Raw genomic sequence first — 21,617 nt, forward strand, 5'->3', positions numbered from 1 at the left:
ACGCACTGAACAGGGAAAACTGCGCAAAACCCGCGCCACCGCCCTTACCCGGCGCGCGGCGCCAGACGGCGGTCCAGGCGCTGCAACCAGCCGGCGATCGGCGTCGCCGCCAGCAACAGGCCGAACAGCGCGCCCAGGCTGTTGGCGAGCGCATCGACGACGTCGCCGGTACGCGACTGGGTCAGGCCGGCCTGGGCGAACTCCAGCGCCACGCCGAGCGCGATCAGCGCCGCAGCGGCGACCGCCTGGGCGCGGCGGCGCGCGAACAGCATGCCGGCGTAGACCGACATCGCCGCATAGGCGGAGAAGTGCTCGATCTTGTCGAAGCCGGAGAACGGCGTGGGCGGCAAGTCGTGCGCGGGCAGCAAGGTCGCGCCGACCACCGCCAGCACCATCGCCGCGCCCAGCGCGCACCACAGCGCGGGCCGGCGGAATTCGCGCAGGACGCTCACAGGCGGAAGCTCAGGTCGCCGGCGAGAAAGGCGACGCCGAACTCGACCTCCTTCTCGAAGCCCATCACCTGGAAACGCTCGCCCATTTCGCTGGGCAGGGTCAGGCGCTTGACCTCATCGAGGCGACGCTGCTTCTCGACCGGATCGGCGATGCGCTCGATCCTTTCCAGCACGCCGGCCAGGCCATTGCCGAGCAGGAAGCTGGCCTGATTGCAGTAGCCCGCCAGATCGAAGCCAGCGGCCACGCCGGCCTCGACCAGGGCGGTGAAATCGACCGAGGCGGTGAGGTCCTGCAACCCCGGCCACAGCAGCGGCTCGCCGTGGACGCGATGGCGGTAGTAGGCGCGCAAGGTGCCGTCGGCGCGCTCGGGCGCGTAGTACTCGCTGCGCGGATAACCGTAGTCGACGAACAACATCGCGCCGCGGCGCAGACCGCCGGACACGGCCTGGATCCAATACGGCAACTGCGGCAGCAGTTCCGAGCGATAGCCCTCGGCCAGCGGCCGCTCCAGCCGGCGCTCGGCCAGCCGCACGGCGTTGGCGAGGAAATCGTCGGCCGGGCGCAGCGTGCGGGCGAAGCCCTCGCCGTCGGCGACCACGTACTCCTCGAACACTTCCTCGTTGCGGATCGCGAAACGCGGCGTCGGCAGCGCGTCGATCACTTCGTTGGCGAACAACACGCCGTCCCACTCGTCGCCGAACGGGCCGTCCGGCCATTCCAGCAAGTCGAACACCGGCGGCACCAAGCGTTCGCGCAGGCGCTCGCGCTGCCGGTGGCGCAGTTGCGCGCTGGGTTCGAGGATGGCGTAGCGATCGGGCAGCGCGTCGAGTTCGAGCAAGCGCTTGAGCACCACTTCGGCGAACGCGCCGGTGCCGCCGCCCAACTCGAGGAACCGCGCCTGCGGACCGATCTGCCGCAGCACCGGCGCCACCGCTTCGGCGACGCAGGCGGCGAACACCGGCCCCAGTTCGGGCGCGGTGACGAAATCGCCCTCGGCACCGAACTTGCTCGCGCCGGCGCTGTAGTAGCCCAGACCCGGCGCGTACAAGGCCAGCTCCATGAAGCGCGAGAACGGGATCGCGCCGCCATGAGCGGCGATCTGCTCATGGATCAGGGCGGACAGGCGCGCGCTGTGCGCCAGCGCATCGGCGTCGGGAGTGGGCAGATCGAAGGAATTCACGTGATTCGGGGCGCGCACGGGCGCACGGCAAGCGGGCCGTCAGGATACGGCCCGCGGCCCATCCGCGCGACCGCCGCCCCGCTGCAGGAGCGGCGTGAGCCGCGACAGTCGCAGCGGTTTATATCGGCGCTGCGGCCGCAGACCGGGCAAACGGCGCAATCCGCACGATCCGACTGTCCGGACTGCGGCTAGCGCGCTTTGGAACGTCTCTTCGGTTCGCCGCGGTTCGCGCCGCCCTTACAGGCAGCGCGCTCAGCGCCGGACCAGCGCGCTTTCCAGCTGCAGGCCCTCGAAGCCGGCCGGCAGCTCGCCTTCGTTGGCGTAGCGGTACAACGCGGCCGAATACACTCCGCCGAGCGCGCTCTGGTACACCGCCAGCGCGAGCAGGGCGAGTACGGTCAGCGCGCCGACCAGTACCGCCAGCGCCGACGACACCAGGCCCAGCAGCCAGGCCAGGCCGAAGCCGGCCAGGCCGGTGCCGACCATGATCGCGGCGAAGGCGAAGCCGATGCCGACCATGCCGGCGGCGCTTTCGCCCCAGGTGCGCTTGAACAGCGCGACACTGCGCTTGACCGCGTCGACCGGGCCGATGTCCTCGGCCACCAGCACCGGCACCACCAGGAAAGTGGCCATGGTCCAGGCCGCGCCGAGCGCGCTGCCGATCAGGCGCACGATGAAGTTGTTGTCGCGATCCTTGAGCGCCTGCAGGATCATGCCGACGGTCGCGGCGATGGCGGCGTAGCCGGCGATCGAGCCCAGCCGCGCGGTCGCGGCGCGGAAACCGTCGGCCAGGGTCGGGTTGCCGCCCTCCAGCCGGATCATCGCGCCGCTGACCAGGGCGCAGTTGCAGAAGATGATCACGAAGTACTGGCAGAAATAGAACGCGAACGTCAGCACCGCCGCGCCGGCGCCGAAGCCGTCGGCGAACGCGTCCATGACCACCACCGGGATCAGGAAGGTGGCCAGCACCACCAGCACGCAGATCGCCGAAATCACCGGGAACAGCATCAGCTCCCGATCCGAACGCAACACCGCGGCGCTGGCCTTGACCAGCTCCCAGCTGCGCGAAAGTTTGTCGAACATCGTTCTTCCCCTACGAATTCCCCGCCGCATCGTCGAACCTGGCGCGGCGATGCGCAAGAGGGGCCGTCGACGGCCCCGGCAAACGATCGCCTTGCGGGCCGGAGGCACGGCAGCGCGTGCGGCGGGCCGGCGACCGCAAGGCCGGCCGGGAAGTCGGGATTGCACGCCGGCGCGCCGATGCCGAACGCCGCACCCACGCCCCCCCCCTCATGCGGCCGTTCGCAAGATCGGCCGAGAACGGAACGGGGCCGCCACGCCGGCGCTGCGCGCGTCGCGCACGGCCGGCTCCGGACCACCCTGCGCGATCGCTCAGCGCACGCGCCTCACGCCGCGCGCGAGCGCTCGATGCGCACTCCCACCCCGCGCGCGCCGCGGATCGCGCTGGGCTTGGTCAGCTTGAGCCGTACCCGGCTCACCCCGAATTCCTCGATCACGATCGCCGCGACCCGCTCGGCCAGCGTCTCGACCAGACCGAACTGCGACTGCCCCACGTACTGCGCGATACGGTCGCTGATCGCCTTGTAGTCCAGGGTATCGCCGATCGCGTCGCTGGCCGCCGGCACCCGGTTGTCGAAGTCCATTTCCAGATCGAACACCAGCGGCTGACGGATCTTGCGTTCCCAATCGTAAATGCCGATCACGGCCTCGAGCTCGAGGCCTTCGATGAAGACGTGGTCCATGGGGGCGGGGATTCGGGATTGGGGATTGGGATTGGTAGAAGCGGGGCCATGGTAGGCGGTGTAGCGGGGATTGGTGATTGAGGATTGGCAAAGGCGGGGAACGGGCAAGGCGCCAGCCATTCGCGGACCCGCTCTTGCCAATCCCCAATCCCCAATCCCGGCCCCTCAGACCTCCCGCAATAACGCCATGTCCCAGCGCGGCGTCACCTTGACCGCGGCGTCCTCGTGCTGGCCGGCTTCCAGGCGCAGTGCGCCGGCGTAGGCGATCATCGCGCCGTTGTCGGTGCAGAAGGCCGGGCGCGGGAAGCAGACCCGGCCGCCGCGCTTTTCCGCCATCGCCGCCAGCTTGGCGCGCAGGCGGCGGTTGGCGCCGACGCCGCCGGCGACCACCAGGGTGTCGCAGCCGGCCGCGTCGAGGGCGCGCTGGCACTTGATCGCCAGGGTGTCGACCACCGCGTCTTCGAAGCCGCGGGCGATGTCGGCGCGGGTCTGGTCGCTGCGGTCGCTGTTCTGCCAGGCCAGCAGGACCTGGGTCTTGAGTCCGCTGAAGCTGAAGTCCAGGCCGGGCCGGTCGGTCATCGGCCGGGCGAACTTGAACCGGCCCGGCACGCCGAGCTCGGCCTGGGCGGCCAATTGCGGTCCCCCCGGATACGGCAATCCCATCAGCTTGGCGGTCTTGTCGAAGGCCTCGCCGGCAGCGTCGTCCAGGGTCTCGCCGAGCAGGCGGTAGCGGCCGATGGCGTCGACCGCGACCAGTTGGGTGTGGCCGCCGGACACCAGCAGGGCCACGAACGGCGGTTGCGGCCGGCCCAGCGGGTCGTCCTCCATCAGCGGCGCCAGCAGGTGGCCTTCCATGTGGTGGATGGCCACCGCCGGCACGTCCAGGGCCCAGGCCAAGGCGCGGGCGACCCCGGCCCCGACCAGCAGGGCGCCGACCAGGCCCGGGCCGGCGGTGTAGGCCACCCCGTCCAGGTCTTGCGGGCGCAGGTCCGATTCGGCCAGGGTCTGGCGGATCAGCGGCAGCAGCTTGCGCACGTGGTCGCGACTGGCCAACTCCGGCACCACCCCGCCGTATTCGGCGTGCAGGGCGATCTGGCTGTAGAGGGCATGGGCGCGCAGCCCGGCCCGGGTGTCGTAGACGGCGACGCCGGTCTCGTCGCAGCTGGTCTCGATGCCGAGGACCTTCATCGGAGCACCCCGCCGGCCGCCGTTTTCTGGGAGAATGTCGCGTTCATGGGGGTGTATGTTGCACCTTCCGCAGGACCGTCGCTATAATGCGCGGCTCTCCCGGTCTGCCCGGGCCGGTTCCCTAACGAGATAACGTATGCCCAGCGTCAAAGTCCGCGAAAACGAGCCTTTCGAATTTGCCCTGCGCCGCTTCAAGCGCACCTGCGAGAAGGCCGGCGTTCTGGCCGAGACCCGCAAGCGCGAGTTCTACGAAAAGCCGACGCAGGAACGCAAGCGCAAGGCCGCGGCTGCGGTGAAGCGTCAGGCTCGCCGCGCTTCGCGCGACGTTACCAAGCGTCAGCGCCTGTACTGATCGCCCGTTCCGCGCCGCTCGGCCTCGGGTCGATGCGCGCGCGTAGCGAGCAAGAAGCCGGCCGCGCCTCGGGCGCCGCCGGCTTTTTGCGTTTCCAGCCGGGATGACGGGATGGGAGAGTCGGGATTCGCAAAGCCCGCAGCCTCCCGTTCCTTCGCCCGCCCCTGCCAATCCCCCATCCCGAATCCCCGCCCATGAGCCTCAAACAACGCCTCACCGAAGACATGAAGGCCGCGATGAAGAGCGGCGACAAGCAGTCCCTGGGCGTGATCCGCCTGATCAACGCCGCGCTCAAGCAGAAGGAAGTCGACGAGCGCATCGAGCTGGACGACACCGCGGTGATCGCGGTGCTCGACAAGATGGTCAAGCAGCGCCGCGACTCGGTCAGCCAGTACCAGGCGGCGGCCCGCGAGGACCTGGCCCAGGTCGAGCGCGACGAAATCACCGTGATCGAACGCTATCTGCCGGCCAAGCTGGGCGAGGCCGAGATCCTGGCCGTGGTCGACGCGGTCATCGCCGAGGTCGGCGCGAGCGCGCCGGCCGACCTGGGCAAGCTGATGGGCCCGCTCAAGGCCAAGCTGGCCGGCAAGGCCGACATGGGCCAGGTTTCCGCCCTGGCCAAGCAGCGCCTGGCCGGCTGAGCAGCCGTCGCCGCACAACCCGCCGCGCCTTCGCGCGCGGCCGCAGGACCCGGACGCCGCCCACGGCGGCGTCCTTCACCGGCCACGAGCGATTCTCTGGCCGCACATCAGGAGGTGTCCCATGAAACTGCGCCATCGCGCCCGCCCCGACTGCTTTCGAGACCGCGCCCGCGGTTGAGCTCACCCGCAAGCGTCGCCAGGGCTATCCCTCCGAAACTCAGGTCGGCCGCGGCCGCCGCTTCGTCCACGGCGACAAGGAACTGGTCGAGAAGCTGGGCCGCAACGACCTCTGCCCCTGCGGTTCGGCACGGAGGTTCAAGAGAATTGCTGTCTGCACAGCGGTCGTCACGACGGCGTCGGCCGTCACGACTACCATCGCGACCGCCGCTGCGACTGAACGCGGCGCAGGCACGCGCCTGAGCATCGCCGCCACGCCCGCCTGAGCCGACCCCGGCATACTGAGGGCGACGCCGCACGCGTCGCCCTCTTCGGCCGCATGTCCCCCGACCCCAGCCCGCCCGCGCCGCCTTCCGACTCCGACGCCCCGGCCGAGCGCATCAGCGCCCTGCAGGCGCGGCTGCAGCGCAGTGCGCCGGCGCAGTTGCTGGAGCGCTTCTTCGAGTACGACCTGCTGGCCCTGGCCGCGGCGCTGTCGTTCTACACCCTGCTGTCGCTGGCGCCGCTGGTGCTGTTGCTGCTGTGGCTGACCACGGCGCTGTATCCCTCGGCGCAGGAAGAATTCTTCCGCCAGATCGGCCAATTGGTCGGCAGCGAAGTCGAGGGCACGGCGCGGCTGATCGTCGCCAATGCCGAACACCGGCCCGACACCGGGTCGCTGGCCGCCGGCTTCGGCGTGCTGGCGCTGCTGGTCGGCGCCTCGGCGGTGTTCGGCCAGTTGCAGGCGGCGCTGAACCGGGTGTTCCGCAGCGACGCCCAGCGCCTGGGCGGGGTCTTGGCCTGGCTGCGCAAGCGCCTGCTCTCGTTCGGCATGGCGATCAGCGTCGGCTTCCTGCTGGTGGTGTCGATGGCGGTGCAGGCGGCGCTGCAGCTGCTGATCGCCTACCTGCCCGACCTGCTGCCGCTGGTCGCCGGCGTCGTCTCGTTCCTGCTCTACGCGCTGGTCTTCGCCGCCATGTACCGCTGGCTGCCGGACCGGCCGGTCGGCCGCCGCCGCGCCCTGCTCGGCGGCGCCCTGACCGCGGCCATGTTCATGCTCGGCCGCAGCGCGATCGGCCTGTACCTAGGCCAGGCCAGCCTCGGCAGCGCCTACGGCCCGGCCGGCGGCCTGGTGGTGATGCTGGTATGGATGTACTACTGCGCCGTGGTGTTCCTGCTCGGCGCGCTGATCACCGCGACGCTGGAGGAACGCGCACGGCTGCGCCGGCGCCTGAGCGAGGCGCGCGCCGCCGCATCGGCCTGAGCCAGCGGCCGCACCCGGCCACGCCCCGCCGACGCCGCGCATGGCATCCTAGGCGCCGATCCATCAAGCAGCGATCGCGCCCGATGCCCGGGCGCCCCGGCATGGCGCGCATTCCCGACGGCTTCATCGACGACCTCCTCGCCCGCACCGACATCGTCGAGGTGGTCGGCTCGCGCGTGCCGCTGAAGCGGCAGGGCAAGGAGTATTCGGCGCGCTGCCCGTTCCACGACGAACGCTCGCCTTCGTTCTGGGTTTCGCCGACCAAGCAGTTCTATCACTGCTTCGGCTGCGGCGCGCACGGCACCGCGATCAGCTTCCTGATGAACTACGACCGGCTCGAGTTCCTCGACGCGGTCGACGAGCTGGCCAAGCGGATCGGCGTGGAAGTTCCGCGCGACACCCGCTCGCGCAACCAGGATTCCGACACCCAGGACCTGTACACCGCGGTCGAGGCGGCGCAGCGCTTCTTCCTGCGCCAGTACGCGGCCAGCGGCAAGGCCCAGGGCTATCTCGACGCGCGCGGGGTCAGCATCGACATCCGCGACCGCTTTGGCATCGGCTACGCGCCGGACGGCTTCAACGGTCTGCGCGACGCGCTCGGCACCGATGAGCGGCGGATGAAGCTGCTCGAACGCGCCGGCCTGTTCTCCAAGAACGAAAGCGGCCGCGTGTACGACAAGTTCCGCGACCGGGTGATGTTCCCGATCCACGACCGCCGCGGCCGGGTGATCGCGTTCGGCGGCCGCGTGCTCGACAAGGAAGACGGCCCCAAGTACCTCAACTCGCCGGAAACCCCGCTGTTCCACAAGGGCCGCGAGCTGTACGGGCTGTGGCAGGTGCGCCAGGCGCACAACAAGATCCCGCGCCTGATCGTGGTCGAAGGCTATATGGACGTGATCGCGCTGTTCCAGCACGGCGTCGACACCGCGGTGGCGACGCTGGGCACGGCGACCACGCCCGATCACGCCGAGCTGCTGTTCCGCAATGCCGCCGACGTCTACTTCTGCTTCGACGGCGACCGCGCCGGCCGCGGCGCGGCCTGGAAGGCGGTGGAGTCGGTACTGCCGCGGATGAAGGACGGGCGCCAGGCCTTCTTCCTGTTCCTGCCCGACGGCGAGGACCCCGACAGCCTGGTGCGCCAGGAAGGCGCCGAAGGTTTCGACCATCGCCTGCGCGAGGCGATGCCGCTGTCGCAGTTCCTGTTCGACACGCTCGCCGCCGACGTCAATCTCAACACGCTGGAAGGCAAAGGCCGCCTGGCCGAGCGCGCCAAGCCCTTGCTGGCGCAGATTCCCGACGGGGCCTTCGGCGACCTGATGAAGCAGCGCCTGACCGAGCTGACCGGGGTCGGCGCGCGCGCCGCCGCGCCGGAAACGCATGTGCCGGCGCAGCGCGCCCACGGCGGCGGCCGCGCCGCGCCGACGCCCAAGCGCTCGCTGGTGCGCAGCGCGATCGCGATCGTGTTGCAGAAGCCCTCGCTGGCCGCGGCGTTGGCGCCGCCCTACCGCTTCGCCCAACTGCGCCAGCCGGGCATCGAACTGCTGACCGCGATCGTCGACCTGGTCCAGCAGCGGCCGGAAATCAGCACCGGCGCCCTGCTCGAGCACTTCGCCGAGCACGAACAGGCCGCCGCGCTGCAGAAGCTGGCCAGCCAGACGCTGCCCGGCAGCGACGACACCCTGCAGCGCGAATTCCTCGATGCGATCGCCCAGCTCGACAAGCAGACCGTCGAGCAGCGCCTGGCCGAACTGCAGAGCCAGCAGCGCGAAGCCGGCCTCAACGAGGACGAAAAACGCGAGCTGCTGTCGCTGCTGCAGGCGCGCCTGGCGCGGCCCACGGCCAAGGCCTGAGCGACCCCGCTTCCTGCAGGAACGGCGCGCCGCTTTTTCCTGTAGGAGCGGCGTGAGCCGCGACCAACCGCAGCGATGATCGAAAGCGCAGTGGCCGAAGCCCGGCCATTCGGATCGCCATGGCCGCTCATGCCGGCCATCCGGGCTTCGGCGCGAACGCTTGCGCACGCCGCTGCGGTTGGTCGCGGCTCACGCCGCTCCTGCAATGGCCGCTAGCCCCACACCTCGCTCATCACCCGGGCGAAATTGCCGCCCAGCAGCTTGCCGATGCGCGCGTCGGAATGGCCGCGTCGCGCCAGCAGGGCGGCGATGCGTTCGAAGCGGCGGGCGTGGTTGAGTTCGGGCACGAACAGGTACACGTCCTCGTGTTCGCCCGGCGCCGACACGCCCAGGCGCCGGCGCTCGCGCACCGTATCGCGGTGCATGCGCTTGTAGGCTTCGGTGAGCCGCACCGGCGACAGCGCATTGTCGGTGCCGATGCCGACATGGTCCTCGCCGCAGACGCGCACCGCGTGCTCCAGATGCGCGATCACGTCGGCCGCGGTCGCCTGTCCCTGCTCGCGCAGGAACGGCATCAGATAGATCCCGACCACGCCGCCGCCTCCGGCCACCGCACGCAGCTCGGCGTCGGTCTTGTTGCGCGGCCGCTCGACCAGGGCGGCGCAGCCGGTGTGGCTGATCAGCACCGGCGCCTTCGACGCGGCGATCGCCTCCAGCGCGGTGCGGCGCCCGCTGTGGGCCAGGTCGAGCAGCAGGCGACGCTCGTTGAGGCGCTCGATCAGCTGCTGGCCGAACCGGCTCAGGCCGGCGTCGCCGGGTTCCATGCAGCCGTCGCCGGCCAGGTTGCGCAGGTTGTAGGTCAGCTGCACCGTGCGCACGCCCAGACGCTGGAAATCGTCGACCCGCTCCAGTTTCTCGCCGATCGGCGCGCTGTCCTGGAACTGGAACACGATGCCGAGCTTGCGCTCGCGATGAGCGCGCTGCAGGTCGGCGGCGTTGCGCACCGGCAGCAGCAGGTCGGGATGGCGGGCGAACTCTCGCTCCCAGTAAGCCAGATCGCGCACCGTGGACTCGTAGGCGTTCTCGTAGCGCGCCACCGGCCCGACCGTGACCTGCAGCGCGCGCAAACCGCTGTCGCGCACGTCGGCGATCACCGCCGGCGTCAACGGCGCGTCGGCCTCGCCGCCGTCGTTGCCGAGGAAGGCGCAGCCGTCGATCGGCATCGCCTGCGAATAGGGCGCCCATACCGACGCCCCCGCGGCCGGCGACGCGTCCGCGCCGGCGCGCGCGCGGCCGGCGCAGGCCGCGGCCAGCCAGCCCGCGGTCGCGAGCAGGAATCGTCTGCGGTCGATCATGTCCCCTCCCTGATGGCGCCGCGCGCGGTCGCGCGGCGCGTTCGTCCCTGTCCGCCGCGTCACAGCGAACGCGGCGCTCTTTCCTGCAAACGGCTCCCGGCGCCGATCGCGGCACTGTAAGCCAAACGGGTCGCCGCGCCGCCCGTGACTTTCGGGAGAGCGACGAGCCTGCGGCGCCGGGCTAAGCTCGGCTGTCCGCCGGCCGCGCCGCGGCCCGGCGCGCTCGGATCCGCTCGACCGGATTCGCTCAGGGGAGACCGCCGATGTCGCTGCGCCACGTTCTGTCCGTCACCGCCCTGGCCCTGGCCTGCGCCGGCGTCCACGCCCAGCCTTCGTCCGCGGTCGAACGCGAACGACACGGCAACCGGGTCAGCGAGAATCTGCCGGAGATTCCGGCCGAGCTGCTGGAGCGCCTGAACCGCTACCAGAACACCCGCGGCGCCGGCCTCGGCGGCTGGACCCGCGAAGGCTGCCTGCTGATCGGCACCCGCTTCGCCGAGACGGTGCAGGCGCACCGGGTCTGCCAGCCGCTGGGCATGCGCGAGCAACTGACCTTCTACCGCGAGCCGGTCGGCAGCCTCGGCACCGCGCCGGCCGGCGCCGACGGCTTCGTGTTCGGCAAGGACGTCGGCGGCAACGAGTTCTGGCAGTTGTACTGGTTCGACCTGGCCAGCCGCGAAACCACCCTGCTGACCGACGGCAAGTCGCGCAACGACAGCCCGCTGTTCTCCCACGACGGCAAGCAACTGGCCTACAGCAGCACTTTGCGCAACGGCAAGGACACCGACGTGTGGGTGATGGACCTGGCCACGCGCAAACCGCGCACGGTGGTGACCGAAGGCGGCAGTTGGAGCGCCTCGGATTTCTCGCCCGACGGCAAGCAGCTGCTGGTGATCAAGTACGTGTCCGCGTCCGAGTCCTATCCGGGCGTGGTCGATCTGCAGACCGGCAAGCTGCAGATGTTCCCGGTCGACGGCGGCAAGGCCGCGATCAACCATTTCCGTTTCTCCCGCGACGGCCGCGCGGTGTACTACGTCTCCGACGAGCCCATCGATGGCAAGCCGCAGGAGTTCGCCACCCTGCGCCGGCACGAGCCGGCGAGCGGCAAGTTCGAAGTGCTCAGCGCCGGCATTCCCTGGGACGTGGATAATCTCGCCCTCGCCGCCGACGGCCGCCATCTGGCCCTGGTCAGCAACGAGGACGGCATCGGCAAGCTGCGCGTGCTGGCGCTGCCGGAGCACCGCGAAGTGGCCCTGCCCGAGCTGCCGGTCGGGGTGATCGGCGGGGTCGAGTTCTCGCCCGACGGGCGCCGCATCGCGTTGTCGATCAATACCGCGACTTCGCCCAGCGACGTCTACGTGATCGATCTGGCGCCGGCCAAGCTGAGCCGCTGGACCCGCAGCGAAGTCGGCGGCCTGGACGCGTCGAAGTTCGTCGCCCCGAGCCTGGTGCGCTACCCGACCTTCGACCGGGTCGACGGCCGGCCGCGCACGATTCCGGCCTTCTACTACAAGCCGGCCAACACGGCGGCCGGCAAGAAGCTGCCGGTGGTGGTGCAGATCCACGGCGGCCCGGAAGCGCAGTCGATGCCGAGCTTCAGCGCCACCGCTCAGTTCCTCGCCAACGAACTCGGCGTGGCGGTGCTGGTGCCAAACGTGCGTGGCTCCTCCGGTTACGGGCGCACCTATCTGGGCCTGGACAACGCCGAGAAGCGCGAGGATTCGGTCAAGGACATCGGCGCCCTGCTCGACTGGATCGCACAGCAGCCCGAGCTCGACGCGCAGCGCGTCGGCGTCTACGGCGGCAGCTACGGCGGCTACATGGTGCTGTCCTCGCTGATGCACTACAGCGACCGCATCCGCGCCGGCGTCGACGTGGTCGGCATCTCCGACTTCACCACCTTCCTCAACAACACCGAGTCCTACCGCCGCGACCTGCGCCGCGCCGAGTACGGCGACGAGCGCGTGCCGGAGATGAAGGCGGTGTTCGACCGCATTTCGCCGCTGAAGAACGCCGGCAAGATCCGCTCGCCGCTGTTCGTCGCCCAGGGCAAGAACGACCCGCGCGTGCCCTACACCGAGGCCGAGCAGATCGTGAAGGCGGTGCGCGACAACGGCCAGCCGGTGTGGTTCCTGATGTTCGACGACGAAGGCCACGGCTTCCAGAAAAAAGCCAACAGCGATTTCTTCGGTGCGGCGACGATGCGGTTCTGGCTGGAGCACCTGATCGGCGATAGCGGGAAGTGAGCGAACGCGCAGGCGACCGGTAGCCGCTGTCGACCGCTCGGCCCCGGCGTCGCTGCGCCGGCATCCAACGCCGCGCGCCTGGGGTTTTCCCTAACTGGGCCCGGCGCCGCCGCGCCGCTAAGGTCGGCGGCGACCTGAGCTGCCGGCCCTGGCGATGACCGACCCGCTGAGCTTTCGTTCCGTCGATGCGCCGATGCCGCCGAGCGCTTGGCCGTCCGGCGATGAGACCGCGGCGGACGCCGCTGCCGGCTTCGGCCCGGCAGCGCTGAACGCGATGCCGCTGGCCGAGCGCGAGATCCTCGCCAACGGCCTGGCCGAACGCCTGGACGCTTCGCAACTGCACGCATTGCGCAGCGCGTTCGGCGACACCCTGGACCGCGCGGTGAACGAGCGCAGCGGTCCGGCGGTGCGCGAGGCCTATGCCGGCCGCGTCGCCGCCGAGACCCAGGAGATCGATGCGCGCGTGGTCAATCCCGACGGCGGCGAAGTCAACCAGGCACGCTGGACCGTAGACGAACAAGGCCGGCCCGTGCGCGCCGAAGCCACTCTGCGCACCGTGTTCAGCCAACTCGAACGCGGCGACGCCGAGACCCAGGCCCAGCGCGATGCCGCCGACCGCGGCATCGACGGCGATCAGGGCGGTCATGTGTTCGGTCATCGTTTCGTCACCGACCAGGGCCTGAAGAACCTGTTCCCGCAGAACGGCAACTTCAACATGGGCGCCTACAAGACCTTGGAGAACGAGTGGGCGGCCTGGATCGACCAGGGCATGGAGGTGCGCATCGCCATCGACCTGAACCCGCGCGGCGCCGACCGACCGGACCGGGTTCGCATTTCCTATGAGGTGATCGACCCGGCCGACGGCGGCAGGGTTTACGATCAGCGCGTGAGCTTCGACAACCGCGCCGGACAGACGTACGACCGGATCGACAGCGAACAGATGGACGAGCTGATCGCAGCACGCGCCTAACCCGAACGCCCAAGGCTGGACATGAACAGAGACGAATTGCTCGGCGAGATCGCGCGCCTGATCGTGGTCGACCCCAAGGCCGGCGAGCGGCCCTGGGACGGTTATGCCCTGATCGCCTGGTACGGCGAAGGCATCAGCCGCCTGAACGGCTTTCGCTACGACAAGGGCCAGCCCGGCGAGGCGCTGACGCCGTCGGGCGCCGAGATCGAGAACCGCCTGGAACAACTGCGCCGGGCCACCCATGTCGCCGGCAAGGCGCCGTGGCGGGTCTGCATCATGCGCATCAACCGCGAAGCGGCGGAGGTAGCGATCGACTTCGAGTACGAGGACCCGGGCCGCTGGTACGTGACTCCCGACAGCGCCGCCGAAATCGCCGAACGCGTGCGCCCCTGCTGAGCCCTTCCACGCGCGGCCCGCGGTCCGATGGGCGCACCTCGCCGCCTGGCGTCGTCCCCGCGAAAGTGGGGGCCCGGGGCTCCATCGCGGCATGACGCCGAAGTCGCCGGATGCCCGCGTGCGCGGGCACGACGACCGGGAGCGATGCAGCCAAACCCGGCGGCCGCGATGGGGCTTCTAACGCGACGCGGCGCGCCGTCCCGCGTGCCGGCAAGCCGGGACGGAAAGGGTTGAGCGCTTAACTCCCGCCGCCCCTTCGCAGACCAGCTACCGTCGCTCCCGCCAACGCGGAAAGCCAGGGCTCCATCGCGCCCCGCCCCCACACCGGCCGGCGCTCCGCAGCGCATCGGCTCACCCGACCACGCTCCGGCGCGGCAAGATCGCCCTGCCAATCCCGAATCCCCCATCCCGGCCCCATGCGCCTGCACGTCGACCGCTTCACCCTGGCCCTGCTCGCCGCCGTCGCGCTGGCCTGGGCCTGGCCCCTGAGCGGCGCGCCGGCCGCGGCGCTGGATCGCTTCACCGACGTCGCCATCGCGACGCTGTTCTTCCTCCACGGCGCACGCCTGTCGCGCGAGGCGATTCGCGCCGGCGCGACGCATTGGCGGCTGCATCTGCTGATCTTCGCCGCGACCTTCGTCCTGTTCCCGCTGCTCGGCCTGGCGCTCACGCCGCTGGCCACGCGCGGATTGACCCCGGAGCTGTACCTGGGCTTGTTGTTCCTGTGCTGTCTGCCCTCGACCGTGCAGTCCTCGATCGCGTTCACCTCGATGGCCGGCGGCAATGTCCCGGCTGCGGTCTGCAGCGCCTCGGCCTCGAGCCTGCTCGGCGTGTTCCTGACTCCGTTGCTTATGAGCGCATTGGCCGGTGCGCACGGCGGCATGGCCGATCCGGTCGAGGCGATCGGCAAGATCGTGCTGCAGTTGCTGGCGCCGTTCGTCGCCGGGCATCTGTTGCGGCCGTGGATCGGCGCCTGGGTCGCGCGGCGGCGCGCGCTGCTGCGCTATACCGACCAGGGCACGGTGCTGCTGGTGGTCTATGCCGCATTCGCCGCGTCGATGGGCAGCGGGCTGTGGCAGAGCACGCCGGTGGAATCGGTGTACCTGCTGCTGGCGATCTGCGCGCTGCTGCTGGCGGCGGTGATGATCGCGCTGACGATGGCCGCGCGCCGGCTCGGCTTCGACCGCAGCGACGAGATCGCGATCGTGTTCTGCGGTTCGAAGAAGAGCCTGGCGACCGGCGTGCCGATGGCCAAGGTGCTGTTCGCCGGCCCGGCGCTGGGCGCGATCGTGTTGCCGGTGATGCTGTTCCACCAGATCCAGTTGCTGGTCTGCGCCCAGGTCGCCGCGCGTTACGCGCGCCGCCGCGCCGCGCCCGCGCCGGGCGCGGGCGACGACGTCGCCGACTGAGCCGGCTTCGCGCCGGTTCGCCGCCAGTCAGGGTTGGCGCCGGACTCGCATCTACACTCCTCGCACTGCATCGCGAGGACGTCATGCATTCGCCAGGCAAGGATCGCCACGACCGCCTCGTCGCGGGCGCCACCGTCGTCATCGTCCATGCGCTGCTGGCCTGGACTGCGCACAAGCTGCTGCGCCACGCACCGCCGATCGCGACCGCGGTCGACACCCAGCTGTATTGGATCGTGCGTGCGCCCGCGCCACCGACGCCCGCCCGCAACGAACCGCGCCGGCCGCAAGCGCCGGCACGGCGCTCGACCGCCGCGGCAAGCGCCATCGTGCCGCCCGCGTCGGGCCCCATCGATCCGGTTCCGGCGCCCGCGGTTCCAGCCGCAGCGTCCGCCACGGCCAGCGGGCCGTCGGCCGACTTCGTCGATCAAGCCCGCCGCCAGGCCGATCGCGGCCCGAGCTTCGCCGCGCGCGATCCGTTCGCGCGCGCCGCGCCGGCCTTGCCGGGCGCCGGCGTCGAACGCTTCCGCATGGCCGCGCCACGCTCGCCGCAGAGCGTCCTGCGCTCGCTCGGCCGCCTGTTCGGCGGCGGCGACCCGGCCGCGCCCTGTCGCGAGCTCAATCGCCAGATCGAGGAAATGGCCCAGGACGGCGATTCGCCGGCCCTGCAGGAGGCCTACGCCAGCCAGCAACGCTGGTGCCGCTGAGCGCGGCCGACGCGCCGGTCAACCGGCGCGCTGCAACTCGAACAAGGGCGCCGGCTGCAGCGAGGTCGGCAGCCAGTGATCGATCATCAGGAACGCGAACAGCACCATCAGATACACGATGGAGTAGTTGAACACCTTCATCGCGTACAACTCGTCCGGCGGGTTCATCAGCCGCCAGGCGTAGTAGAGGAACATCGCGTCCAGCACCAGTACGCCGAACAGGTAGAAGTAGCCGCTCATGCCGAACACGCAGGGCAGCACCGACACCACCGCCAGCAGGATGGTGTAGAACAGGATCTGCCAGCGGGTGTAGGCCACGCCGTGGGTCACCGGCAGCATCGGCACCATCGCCCGCGCATAGTCGGCGCGGCGGAAGATCGCCAGCGCCCAGAAATGCGGCGGCGTCCAGACGAAGATGATCAACACCAGCAACAGCGCATGGGCCCAATCCCAATCGCCCCGCATGCCGGTGACCGCGGCCCAGCCGAGCAGCGGCGGCGCCGCGCCGGCGATGCCGCCGATGACGATGTTCTGCGGCGTAGCGCGCTTGAGGTAGACGGTGTAGATCACCGCGTAGCCGATCAGCGAAGCGAAGGTCAGCACCGCGGTGATCGCGTTGACCCAGACCACCAGGATCAGCATCGACGCCGCGGCCAGGATCAGCGCGAACACCAGCGCCTGGGTCGGGCTGACCTGGCCGGCGACGATCGGCCGCCACGAGGTGCGCGCCATCTTGGCGTCGATGCGCGAGTCCAGCAGTTGGTTGATCGCCGCCGCCGAGGACGCGGCCAGCCAGATGCCGAGAAAGCCCAGCACCGACTCGCGCAGCGGCGGCCAGCCCGGCACCGCCATGAACATGCCGACGATCGCGGTGAACACGATCAGCGCGACCACGCGCGGCTTGGTCAGGTCCCAATACTGCTTGAACGTGGGGCGGGTGGCGGCGTTCATCACGGCTCCGGCGTGCGCAGGCGCGCGAGCAGGGACACCAGTGCGAACAGCAGCAGCGCGGCGCCGCCGTTATGCGCCACCGCGACCGCCAGCGGCAGGCCGAGCTTGACGTTGGCGATGCCCAGGCCGACCTGCAGCAGAGTCAGCGCGGCGAGCAGGCTGCCCCAGCCGCGCAGCCCGGGGGTGCGCAGCAACTTGGCCGCCAGGCCGATCAGATAGGCGAACACCGCCACCGCCATGATCCGGTGGGCGAGCTGGATCGCGATCCGCGCCTCGCCGTCGAGGATGCCGCCCTCGTAATCCACGCCGATGCCGCGCCAGAGCACGAAGGCCTCGCCGAAATCGTGGCGCGGCCACCACTGGCCGACGCAGGTGGGGAAATCGTTGCCGCAGGCCAACGCGGCATAGTTGGCGCTGGTCCAGCCGCCCAGCGCGATCTGCACGCCGAGTACGCCGATGCCGAGCGCGATCCAGCGGCACAGCGCCGGCGCATCGGCCAGCCGGATCGGCCGGTCGATCGCGCGCCAGGCGATCCACACCAACAGCGAAAAGGTCAGCAGGCCGCCGAGCAGATGGCCCATGACCACGATGGGCTTGAGCAGCCAGGTCACCGTCCACATGCCCAGCAGGGCCTGGAAGATGATCACCGCCAGGGTCAGCGCGCAGGCCCGCGACAGGTCGGTATTGCTCCAGCGCAGCGCCGCGGCGAGCAGGATGCCTTCGCCGACGATCGCCAGCGCCGAGGCGGCGACGTGTTGGCCGCGCATGTACAGCGGAATCGCGACCGCGACCACCGCGGCAGCGGCCAGCACCTGGACCATGCCCTTGCTGCGGCGGCGCGCCGAGACCAGGGCCAGGGTCAGGGTCAGCACGCCGAGCAAGCCGGCGATCATGCGGTGGAACTGCTCGCGCCAGGCCTTGTCGACTTCGACCGGGCGGATCTGGGTCGCGGCGTGGTCGCCGATCTCGTGCGGGTTGGTCGGCCAGGCCGCGCGGCCGTAGCAGGTCGGCCAATCCGGGCAGCTCAGGCCGGCATGGGACAGGCGCACGAAGGCGCCGAACACGATCACGCACAGCGCCAGCCCCACGGCCAGCCAGGCGATACGGTGGAAGTTCTTGTACAGGCCCGGGGTCGCCAGGCCTTTGCCGGTTACGCTCATTCTCGAAAGGGTTCCCGCGGCGCCCGGTCGCGGCGACGCCCCCGGGGCGCGCACGACCGTCGGTCGCTCACATCAGTTTCAGCAATTTGGCCAGATCCGCGCGCAGCCCGCCCGGTTCGAAGCCGGGAGCGTAACGCAGAATCACAAAACCGTTCGGGTCGACCACATACACCGGCACCCCGGCCGGGTCGTTCAGGCGCGGCAGAGCCGCGCGCAGCGCCGGCGACGGCGCCAGCACCCGCAGCGAGGCCGGGCGAGCCGCACCGGCCGGCGGCTCGCCGACCCACAGCAGCTCGACGTGGTCCGCGTCCTTGCCGAACAGCTGCCAGACCGTGTCGAGCTGGCGCGACAACGCGACGCAGGCGGCGGCGCAACCGGCGGGCGGCGCGACCACTATCCGCCAGATGCGCGCGCCTGGGTTCCAGGCGTAGGCGCGACCGTCGGCCAGCTGCGGCGGCTGCCGGCGCAGGTCGGGCTTGGGCTCCAGCAGTTCGCCGTGCTGGCGGTTCACCGCCGGGTGCAGGTCTGCGAACCGCAATACCCCGGCGACCAGCATCGGCACGAAGAAGAAGGCGGCGATCAGCAGCAGGGTCAGGCGATTGCGCTTGCGCTGCTGCGCGGAAACGGTGTGGCTCGGGGTGGGGGTCATGGGCGGGCGCGGCGTGGGCGGCGGAACGTCAGGATCAGGGCGGTGGCCAGCACCGCGACGGCGAGCGCGAACCACTGCAGGGAATAGCCGCGGTGCTTGTCCGGCGGCAAGGTGTTGGCGAGCAGCTCCAGGTCGCGGTCGTAGCCCAGGCGCAGCGCCGGGTCCAGGCGCAGCACGCGCGGCGCCAACGGTGCCGACAGCCCGGTCGCAGCGGCGATCGCCGCCGGATCGACCCGGGTCAGCAGCCAGCCCTCGCCCTCGCGCGCCAGCCCGGCGCCCAGGGCGATGCCCGGCGACGGCGGCGGCGCGAGCAGTCCGCTGAGCGCGAGCTCGCCTTCGGGACGCGCGATCGCCGGCAGGCGGCGGTCGCCGGTCAGCGGCAGCCAACCCAGGTCGACCAGCAGCGGCGCGCCCTGGCGCGGCAGGAAAATGCGATAGGCGCGCACCCCGGCGCGACCGTGGCGCTGCTGGTTGTCGAGCAGCAGCGCGCCGCGTTCGTCGAAGCGGCCCAGGCCCGCGGCCCAATCGACCGTGGCGCGGCGCGCCGGATCGGCGGCCGCCGACAACGGCCGCGGCAGACGCTCGCGCAGCACCTGTGCCGCGGCATCGAGCATCGCCTGCTTCTCGACCGCGCGTCGCGCCTGCCACAGGCCCAAGTGGGCGAACAGCGCGATCGCGCACAGCGCCAAGGCCCAGCCCAACAGCAAGGTGCCGCGACGGCTCACCCCAAGCTCCGGGCGGACTGCGATAATCCGCGCTTCGCACCGGCGCGCGCACCGAAGGAGGCCGCGATGAGCCAAGAGCTGAAGGTCCTGCTGGTAGTCGCGTTCCTCGGGGTCATTCTGTGGAATCTGGGCGCGGGCCTGTATTACATGCTGGTGGACAAAGGGCAGAGCAAACGCACCGTCAACGCGCTGACCCGGCGCATCGCGCTGTCGGTGGCGCTGATCCTGATCGTGATCCTGTCGATCTGGATGGGCTGGATCACCCCGCACGGCGTCGGCGCCAACCCGGGCTGAGGCGACGCCGAGCGATACGGCCCGGCGGCCTATTATGGCGCTGAAGTCTCTGGATGCCCGCCTGCGCGGGCATGACGGCCTGCCGGTTGCGCGGGCGCAGCAAGCCGCGGGCAAGCCATAGGGCGGCGACGGAGGGGTCGACCCGCTTGAGCCCCTGCGTCCCCACGGACGCCGCCAAACGCGAAAGGCCGGCATCGCTGCCGGCCTTTCCTCGTCTTGCGGTCCGTCCGCGCTTACAGCACGTAGACGAACAGGAACAGGCCCAGCCAGACCACGTCGACGAAGTGCCAGTACCAGGCCACCGCTTCGAAGGCGAAATGGTTGTCCTTGCTGAAATGGCCCTTGAGGCAGCGGAACCAGATCACCGCCAGCATGATCGTGCCGAGGGTGACGTGGGCGCCGTGGAAGCCGGTCAGCATGAAGAAGGTCGAACCGTAGATGCCCGAGCCCAGGGTCAGGTTCAGTTCCTTGTAGGCGTGGATGTATTCCTCGGCCTGGAAGAACAGGAACAGGCAGCCCAGGGCCACGGTCAGGCCCAGCCACACCAGCAGCGCCTTGCGGTGCGCGCCCTTGAGCGCATGGTGCGCCAGGGTCACGGTCACGCCCGAGGTCAGCAGGATCAGGGTGTTGAGCAGCGGCAGGCCCCAGGCCGGAATGGTCTGGAAGTGGCCACCGACCTGGCCCGGGCCCGAGCTCGGCCAGGCCGCGCTGAACTCCGGCCACAGCAGGCTGTTGGTCATCACGCCGTCGCCGTCGCCGCCCAGCCACGGCAGGGCGAACTGGCGGGCGTAGAACAGCGCGCCGAAGAAGGCGGCGAAGAACATCACCTCGGAGAAGATGAACCAGATCATCCCCATCCGGAACGAGACGTCGACCTGCTTGTTGTAGTTGCCGCGCACCGATTCGCGGACCACGTCGCCGAACCAGCCGTACAGCACGCCGACCATCATCGCCAGGCCGACGAAGAACACCGGCTTGCCCCAGCTGACTTCGTTGAGCCAGCTCGCGATGCCGATCATGGTCGTGAACAGGCCGATCGAACCGAGGAACGGCCAGCGGCTGCTGTGCGGCACGAAGTAGTGATTGGCGTCTGGCGTGTGGGCGTGGGCCATGGCGGCGTTCCTGGTGGGTGCTGAGCCAGCTTACGGCGCCGCCAGCGGCGAGGGGGCGGTCTTGGCGACCGGTCCCTGCTGCAGGCGCGCGGTGAGCACGTCGTTCTTGAAGAAGGTATAGGACAGCGTAATCGTGTGCACGTCGGCCGGCAGGTTCGGATCGACGATGAAACGCACCGGCATCTCCCGCGACTCGCCCGCCTGCAGGGTCTGGGCGGTGAAGCAGAAGCACTCGGTCTTGTTGAAATAACCCGACGCGCGCGCCGGCGCGACCGACGGCGAGGCGCTGCCGACGATGGCGCGGTCGGTGGTGTTGCGGGCGTAGTAGGTGGTCTCGTACTGCTCGCCCGGACGCACCTTCATGCTCAGCTGGTGCGGCTTGAAGTCCCAGGGCAGCTTGGAATTGACGCTGCCGTCGAACTGCACCGTGACCAGGCGCGCCGCGGCCGGCGCGGCCTGGCCGGCAGCCTGGGCGTCGCCGGCGCCGCGTTCGAGGCGGATGCCGAACACCTTCTCGCAGGCGATGCGGTACATCGGCACCAGGGCGAAGGTGAAGCCGAACGCGCCCAGCGCGACCAGGACCATGGTCCGGGTCATCTTCGGCCCGGCCTGACGGCGGGCTTCGGCGGTCTGGGCGTCGCGTTCGCTCACTTCGACAGCACTCCGCTGAGGATGAACAACACGTAGATCGTTACCGCCGCCGCACCGAACCACAAGGCCGTGCGTCGGGCCGCGGCGCGGCGGCGGGCGAGATCCTGCGGATCGGTCGGCGGACGGTTCATCGTCTGGGGCCAGGAAG

At 70.4% G+C, this 21,617-nt stretch carries 24 protein-coding genes; 11 read left to right on the forward strand and 13 right to left on the reverse strand.

What is annotated here, in order from left to right; translation table 11 throughout:
* Positions 1–44: 44 nt before the first annotated feature.
* From V2J18_RS20220 to tsaD, 5 genes are all read right to left on the reverse strand, one after another.
* Positions 45–452 (reverse strand): VanZ family protein, encoded by a 408-nt coding sequence (locus tag V2J18_RS20220; RefSeq protein ID WP_064749385.1) that lies wholly within the window; start codon positions 450–452, stop codon positions 45–47.
* Positions 449–1,633, reverse strand: a complete 1,185-nt coding sequence (locus tag V2J18_RS20225; protein ID WP_087960758.1) for a class I SAM-dependent methyltransferase — start codon at positions 1,631–1,633, stop codon at positions 449–451. Before V2J18_RS20225 ends, V2J18_RS20220 begins: the two co-directional genes overlap by 4 nt.
* Before the next feature lie 252 nt (positions 1,634–1,885).
* Positions 1,886–2,716, reverse strand: coding sequence for a DUF6159 family protein (locus V2J18_RS20230; protein ID WP_064749387.1), 831 nt, complete (start codon positions 2,714–2,716; stop codon positions 1,886–1,888).
* A gap of 323 nt (positions 2,717–3,039) precedes the next feature.
* Positions 3,040–3,396 (reverse strand): dihydroneopterin aldolase, encoded by a 357-nt coding sequence (folB, locus tag V2J18_RS20235; RefSeq protein ID WP_064749377.1) that lies wholly within the window; start codon positions 3,394–3,396, stop codon positions 3,040–3,042.
* A gap of 165 nt (positions 3,397–3,561) precedes the next feature.
* Positions 3,562–4,584 (reverse strand): tRNA (adenosine(37)-N6)-threonylcarbamoyltransferase complex transferase subunit TsaD, encoded by a 1,023-nt coding sequence (tsaD, locus tag V2J18_RS20240; RefSeq protein ID WP_064749376.1) that lies wholly within the window; start codon positions 4,582–4,584, stop codon positions 3,562–3,564.
* A 136-nt stretch (positions 4,585–4,720) separates the two neighbouring features.
* On the opposite strand from tsaD, the gene rpsU reads away from it, so the two are divergent.
* The 5 genes from rpsU (at position 4,721) to dnaG (ending at position 8,847) form a co-directional block, all read left to right on the forward strand.
* Entirely contained in the window at positions 4,721–4,936 is a 216-nt protein-coding gene (rpsU, locus tag V2J18_RS20245) for a 30S ribosomal protein S21 (protein WP_031371286.1), read from the forward strand.
* A gap of 194 nt (positions 4,937–5,130) precedes the next feature.
* Positions 5,131–5,577 carry a GatB/YqeY domain-containing protein gene (locus tag V2J18_RS20250; protein WP_064749375.1) on the forward strand — a complete coding sequence of 149 codons (447 nt, stop codon included), beginning with the start codon at positions 5,131–5,133 and terminating at the stop codon, positions 5,575–5,577.
* A 272-nt stretch (positions 5,578–5,849) separates the two neighbouring features.
* Positions 5,850–6,020, forward strand: coding sequence for an SEC-C metal-binding domain-containing protein (locus tag V2J18_RS23185; protein WP_425606124.1), 171 nt, complete (start codon positions 5,850–5,852; stop codon positions 6,018–6,020).
* A gap of 53 nt (positions 6,021–6,073) precedes the next feature.
* On the forward strand, positions 6,074–6,997 hold the full coding sequence (locus V2J18_RS20255; protein ID WP_336132712.1) for a YihY/virulence factor BrkB family protein: 924 nt from the start codon (positions 6,074–6,076) through the stop codon (positions 6,995–6,997).
* 101 nt (positions 6,998–7,098) lie between these two features.
* Positions 7,099–8,847, forward strand: coding sequence for a DNA primase (gene dnaG / locus V2J18_RS20260; RefSeq protein WP_336133148.1), 1,749 nt, complete (start codon positions 7,099–7,101; stop codon positions 8,845–8,847).
* Between the two features lie 212 nt (positions 8,848–9,059).
* Here the strand turns inward: dnaG and V2J18_RS20265 are convergent, their stop codons facing one another.
* Entirely contained in the window at positions 9,060–10,202 is a 1,143-nt protein-coding gene (locus V2J18_RS20265; RefSeq protein ID WP_336132713.1) for a membrane dipeptidase, read from the reverse strand.
* Between the two features lie 263 nt (positions 10,203–10,465).
* On the opposite strand from V2J18_RS20265, the gene V2J18_RS20270 reads away from it, so the two are divergent.
* The 5 genes from V2J18_RS20270 to V2J18_RS20290 all read left to right on the forward strand — a co-directional run bounded on the left by V2J18_RS20270 (position 10,466) and on the right by V2J18_RS20290 (position 15,927).
* Positions 10,466–12,448 (forward strand): S9 family peptidase, encoded by a 1,983-nt coding sequence (locus V2J18_RS20270; protein ID WP_336132714.1) that lies wholly within the window; start codon positions 10,466–10,468, stop codon positions 12,446–12,448.
* Between the two features lie 154 nt (positions 12,449–12,602).
* Positions 12,603–13,418, forward strand: a complete 816-nt coding sequence (locus V2J18_RS20275) for a DNA/RNA non-specific endonuclease (RefSeq protein WP_336132715.1) — start codon at positions 12,603–12,605, stop codon at positions 13,416–13,418.
* Between the two features lie 21 nt (positions 13,419–13,439).
* The gene (locus tag V2J18_RS20280) at positions 13,440–13,814 is read left to right on the forward strand and encodes a hypothetical protein (RefSeq protein ID WP_336132716.1); all 375 of its coding nucleotides are present in this window, start codon (positions 13,440–13,442) and stop codon (positions 13,812–13,814) included.
* A 416-nt stretch (positions 13,815–14,230) separates the two neighbouring features.
* Positions 14,231–15,223: a bile acid:sodium symporter family protein gene (locus V2J18_RS20285; protein WP_064747956.1), complete on the forward strand. Its 993-nt coding sequence runs from the start codon at positions 14,231–14,233 to the stop codon at positions 15,221–15,223.
* 83 nt (positions 15,224–15,306) lie between these two features.
* Positions 15,307–15,927, forward strand: a complete 621-nt coding sequence (locus V2J18_RS20290; RefSeq protein WP_336132717.1) for a hypothetical protein — start codon at positions 15,307–15,309, stop codon at positions 15,925–15,927.
* Between the two features lie 18 nt (positions 15,928–15,945).
* Here the strand turns inward: V2J18_RS20290 and cyoE are convergent, their stop codons facing one another.
* The 4 genes from cyoE to V2J18_RS20310 all read right to left on the reverse strand — a co-directional run bounded on the left by cyoE (position 15,946) and on the right by V2J18_RS20310 (position 19,412).
* Positions 15,946–16,878 (reverse strand): heme o synthase, encoded by a 933-nt coding sequence (cyoE, locus tag V2J18_RS20295; RefSeq protein ID WP_064747958.1) that lies wholly within the window; start codon positions 16,876–16,878, stop codon positions 15,946–15,948.
* Positions 16,878–18,038, reverse strand: a complete 1,161-nt coding sequence (locus V2J18_RS20300; protein ID WP_336132718.1) for a COX15/CtaA family protein — start codon at positions 18,036–18,038, stop codon at positions 16,878–16,880. The genes cyoE and V2J18_RS20300 overlap by 1 nt, the downstream gene beginning before the upstream one ends.
* Positions 18,039–18,105: 67 nt before the next feature.
* Positions 18,106–18,687, reverse strand: a complete 582-nt coding sequence (locus V2J18_RS20305) for a hypothetical protein (RefSeq protein ID WP_064747960.1) — start codon at positions 18,685–18,687, stop codon at positions 18,106–18,108.
* Positions 18,684–19,412, reverse strand: a complete 729-nt coding sequence (locus V2J18_RS20310) for an SURF1 family protein (protein WP_064747961.1) — start codon at positions 19,410–19,412, stop codon at positions 18,684–18,686. Before V2J18_RS20310 ends, V2J18_RS20305 begins: the two co-directional genes overlap by 4 nt.
* Positions 19,413–19,478: 66 nt before the next feature.
* Here V2J18_RS20310 and V2J18_RS20315 point away from each other — a divergent pair, with 66 nt between their 5' ends.
* Positions 19,479–19,706: a twin transmembrane helix small protein gene (locus V2J18_RS20315; RefSeq protein ID WP_336132719.1), complete on the forward strand. Its 228-nt coding sequence runs from the start codon at positions 19,479–19,481 to the stop codon at positions 19,704–19,706.
* Between the two features lie 233 nt (positions 19,707–19,939).
* Here V2J18_RS20315 and V2J18_RS20320 read toward each other — a convergent pair whose 3' ends face one another.
* Genes V2J18_RS20320 through V2J18_RS20330 form a run of 3 tightly spaced genes read right to left on the reverse strand, consistent with a single transcriptional unit; the run spans position 19,940 to position 21,600 of the window.
* Positions 19,940–20,818 carry a cytochrome c oxidase subunit 3 gene (locus V2J18_RS20320; RefSeq protein WP_336132720.1) on the reverse strand — a complete coding sequence of 293 codons (879 nt, stop codon included), beginning with the start codon at positions 20,816–20,818 and terminating at the stop codon, positions 19,940–19,942.
* Between the two features lie 30 nt (positions 20,819–20,848).
* Entirely contained in the window at positions 20,849–21,469 is a 621-nt protein-coding gene (locus V2J18_RS20325) for a cytochrome c oxidase assembly protein (RefSeq protein WP_261370108.1), read from the reverse strand.
* Positions 21,466–21,600, reverse strand: a complete 135-nt coding sequence (locus V2J18_RS20330; RefSeq protein WP_255595026.1) for a hypothetical protein — start codon at positions 21,598–21,600, stop codon at positions 21,466–21,468. Before V2J18_RS20330 ends, V2J18_RS20325 begins: the two co-directional genes overlap by 4 nt.
* Between the last annotated feature and the right edge of the window lie 17 nt (positions 21,601–21,617).

The organism is Lysobacter firmicutimachus, from assembly GCF_037027445.1.
Classification (GTDB): Bacteria; Pseudomonadota; Gammaproteobacteria; order Xanthomonadales; family Xanthomonadaceae; genus Lysobacter; species Lysobacter firmicutimachus.

Bases quoted from the DNA above. Each gene is read 5' to 3' on its own strand.
- V2J18_RS20330 (WP_255595026.1), bottom strand. From the start codon at position 21,600: ATGAACCGTCCGCCGACCGATCCGCAGGATCTCGCCCGCCGCCGCGCC.
- folB (WP_064749377.1), bottom strand. From the start codon at position 3,396: ATGGACCACGTCTTCATCGAAGGCCTCGAGCTCGAGGCCGTGATCGGC.
- cyoE (WP_064747958.1), bottom strand. From the start codon at position 16,878: ATGAACGCCGCCACCCGCCCCACGTTCAAGCAGTATTGGGACCTGACC.
- V2J18_RS20255 (WP_336132712.1), top strand. From the start codon at position 6,074: ATGTCCCCCGACCCCAGCCCGCCCGCGCCGCCTTCCGACTCCGACGCC.
- V2J18_RS20275 (WP_336132715.1), top strand. From the start codon at position 12,603: ATGACCGACCCGCTGAGCTTTCGTTCCGTCGATGCGCCGATGCCGCCG.
- tsaD (WP_064749376.1), bottom strand. From the start codon at position 4,584: ATGAAGGTCCTCGGCATCGAGACCAGCTGCGACGAGACCGGCGTCGCC.
- V2J18_RS20315 (WP_336132719.1), top strand. From the start codon at position 19,479: ATGAGCCAAGAGCTGAAGGTCCTGCTGGTAGTCGCGTTCCTCGGGGTC.
- V2J18_RS20285 (WP_064747956.1), top strand. From the start codon at position 14,231: ATGCGCCTGCACGTCGACCGCTTCACCCTGGCCCTGCTCGCCGCCGTC.
- V2J18_RS20265 (WP_336132713.1), bottom strand. From the start codon at position 10,202: ATGATCGACCGCAGACGATTCCTGCTCGCGACCGCGGGCTGGCTGGCC.
- V2J18_RS20250 (WP_064749375.1), top strand. From the start codon at position 5,131: ATGAGCCTCAAACAACGCCTCACCGAAGACATGAAGGCCGCGATGAAG.
- V2J18_RS20320 (WP_336132720.1), bottom strand. From the start codon at position 20,818: ATGGCCCACGCCCACACGCCAGACGCCAATCACTACTTCGTGCCGCAC.
- V2J18_RS20305 (WP_064747960.1), bottom strand. From the start codon at position 18,687: ATGACCCCCACCCCGAGCCACACCGTTTCCGCGCAGCAGCGCAAGCGC.
- rpsU (WP_031371286.1), top strand. From the start codon at position 4,721: ATGCCCAGCGTCAAAGTCCGCGAAAACGAGCCTTTCGAATTTGCCCTG.
- V2J18_RS20230 (WP_064749387.1), bottom strand. From the start codon at position 2,716: ATGTTCGACAAACTTTCGCGCAGCTGGGAGCTGGTCAAGGCCAGCGCC.
- V2J18_RS20270 (WP_336132714.1), top strand. From the start codon at position 10,466: ATGTCGCTGCGCCACGTTCTGTCCGTCACCGCCCTGGCCCTGGCCTGC.
- V2J18_RS20280 (WP_336132716.1), top strand. From the start codon at position 13,440: ATGAACAGAGACGAATTGCTCGGCGAGATCGCGCGCCTGATCGTGGTC.
- V2J18_RS20300 (WP_336132718.1), bottom strand. From the start codon at position 18,038: ATGAGCGTAACCGGCAAAGGCCTGGCGACCCCGGGCCTGTACAAGAAC.
- V2J18_RS20290 (WP_336132717.1), top strand. From the start codon at position 15,307: ATGCATTCGCCAGGCAAGGATCGCCACGACCGCCTCGTCGCGGGCGCC.
- dnaG (WP_336133148.1), top strand. From the start codon at position 7,099: ATGGCGCGCATTCCCGACGGCTTCATCGACGACCTCCTCGCCCGCACC.